We start from the raw sequence: 2,346 nt of genomic DNA, 5'->3' as shown, positions 1-2,346 counted from the left end.
CGACCAGCGCGTCCAGCCGGGCCGCGTCGGCCGGGCCGGCCGTCGCCCGGGCCAGCGCCATCAGCACCGTGGGCTTGCCCTCCCGCAGGTCGTCCAGGTTGGACTTGCCGGTCACCGCCGGATCGCCGAACACCCCGAGCAGGTCGTCGCGGAGCTGGAACGCGTCGCCGAGCGGATCGCCGAAGCCGGCCAGCGCGGCCACCTCCGCCGGGCCCGCCCCGGCCAGCGCGGCGCCGACCTGCACCGGCCGGGTGACGGTGTAGCGGGCCGTCTTCAGCCGCACCACCGCCAGCGCGCTCGCCACCGAGCCGTCCCCGGCCGCCGCGACCACGTCCAGGTACTCCCCCGCGATCACCTCGGTCCGCATCCGGGCCAGCAGCGCATGCCCCCGGCGCAGCCGCTCGGCCGGCAGTCCGCACCCGTGGAACATCTGCGCCGACCAGGTCGCGCAGAGGTCGCCGCAGAGCAGCGCCGCCCGCCGGCCGTACGCCGCCGGATCGCCCCGCCACCCGGACCGGGCGTGCAGGTCGGCGAAGTGCCGGTGCACCGTCGGCTCGCCCCGGCGGCGGTCGCTGCGGTCCAGGATGTCGTCGTGGATCAGCGCGAACGCGTGGAACAGCTCCAGGGCCGCCGCGGCGACGACGATCGGCCGGCCGTCCGGGCCGCCGAAGCCCCGCCAGCCCCAGTAGCAGAACAACGGCCGCAGCCGCTTGCCCCCGGCCAGCACGAACCGGCGTACCTCGGCGTGGACGGCCCCCGTACCGTCGTCCGGCCGACCCGGCCCGCGCGCGTCCAGGAACGCGGCGAGCGCGGCGTCGAAGCGGCCCCGCAGCAGGGCCGGGTCGGTCGGTACGACGGTGACGGTCATGGTGCCTCCCGGGCCAGTCCGGCGAGCTGGAGCAGCAACGCCTTGACGTCGGTCGCCGCGACCCGGGCCCGGGTCGCGGCCGGGTCGGAGCAGAGCAGCACCGGACCGTCCGCCGGGTCTGCGGGCAGCCGGCCGTGCGAGCCGCGTACCGCCCGCGCGCCGGCGTCCAGGCCCACCACGCTCATCAGATAGCGCAGGCCGAGCTTCTTGCGGGCCAGCGCCACCGCCGCCCGCCGCTTCGCCGCGCCCGGCGCGGCCGGGTCGAAGAACAGCTCGGCCGGGTCGTAGCCGGGCTTGCGGTGGATCTCGACCAGCCGGGCGAAGTCGGGCGCCCGCGCGTCGTCCAGCCAGTAGTAGTACGTGAACCAGGCGTCCGGCTCGGCCACCAGCACCAGCTCGCCGGAGCGGTGATGGTCCAGCCCGTACCCGGCCTGCCCGGCCGCGTCCAGCACCTCGGCGACACCCGGCAGCGCGGCGCACCGCTTCGCCACCGCCGGCACGTCCGCCGGATCCTTCACGTAGACGTGCGCGACCTGGTGGTCGGCCACCGCGAAGACCCGCGACGTCCACGGGTCCAGGTACTCCATCCCGGCCTGGGTGTACACCCGCAGCAGGCCCTCGGCCCGCAGCATCCGGTTGACGTCCACCGGGCGGGAGACGTCGGTGATGCCGTACTCGGAGAGCGCGACGACCGTCGCGTCCCGCTCCCGCGCCGCGTCCAGCAGCGGGCCGAGCACCGCGTCCAGCTCGGCCGCCGCCGCGGCGGCCCGGGGGTCGGAGGGCCCGAACCGTTGCAGGTCGTAGTCGAGGTGCGGCAGGTAGACCAGGGTCAGGTCGGGGGCGTGGTCGGCCAGGATGCGCTGCGCCGCCCGGCTGATCCAGGCCGAGGACGCCGCCCCGGCGCCCGGTCCCCAGTAGCTGAACAGCGGGAACGTGCCGAGCGCGTCGGTGAGCGTGTCCCGCAGCTCGGGCGGGTCGGTCCAGCAGTCCGGCTCCTTGCGCCCGTCGGCGTGGTAGACCGGACGCGGCGTGACCGTCCAGTCCACGTCCGCGCCCATCGCGTACCACCAGCAGACGTTGGCGACCCGGTAGCCCGGCTCCACCCGGCGGGCCGCCTGCCACACCTTCTCGCCGCCGACCAGCGCGTGGTGCTGCCGCCAGAGCAGCACCTCGCCCAGGTCGCGGAAGTACCAGCCGTTGCCCACCACGCCGTGCCCGGCGGGCAGCTCGCCGGTGAGGAACGTGGCCTGCGCCGAGCAGGTCACCGCCGGCAGCACGGTGCCCAGCTCGGCGGCGAAGCCGGCCTCGGCCACCGCGCGCAGCCGCGGCATGTGCGCCAGCAGCCGCGGCGTCAGCCCGACCACGTCGAGCACCACCAGCCGCCGGCTCATGAGGGCACCCCCGCCGCCGTGGACAGCCCGAGCGCGACCAGTTCGTCGCGGGCGAAGGCCAGTTCGGCGGCGATGCCGGCGGCCAGC

2 protein-coding genes are annotated in these 2,346 nt (G+C 76.4%); both read right to left on the bottom strand.

Going from position 1 to position 2,346, the window contains the following annotated elements:
• Positions 1-868 (bottom strand): polyprenyl synthetase family protein (locus HUW36_RS31115; protein ID WP_174531348.1); only part of this gene is annotated, 868 nt, incomplete at its 3' end.
• A complete protein-coding gene (locus HUW36_RS31110) occupies positions 865-2,259 on the bottom strand; it encodes an alkaline phosphatase family protein (RefSeq protein WP_174531347.1) in 1,395 nt (464 codons plus the stop codon). The genes HUW36_RS31110 and HUW36_RS31115, both read right to left, overlap by 4 nt.
• Positions 2,260-2,346 lie beyond the last annotated feature (87 nt).

The organism is Micromonospora maritima, from assembly GCF_902825405.1.
Lineage (GTDB): Bacteria > Actinomycetota > Actinomycetes > Mycobacteriales > Micromonosporaceae > Micromonospora > Micromonospora maritima.
Note: the sequence above shows the minus strand (reverse complement) of the source record. Positions and strands in the feature narration are given on the sequence as shown.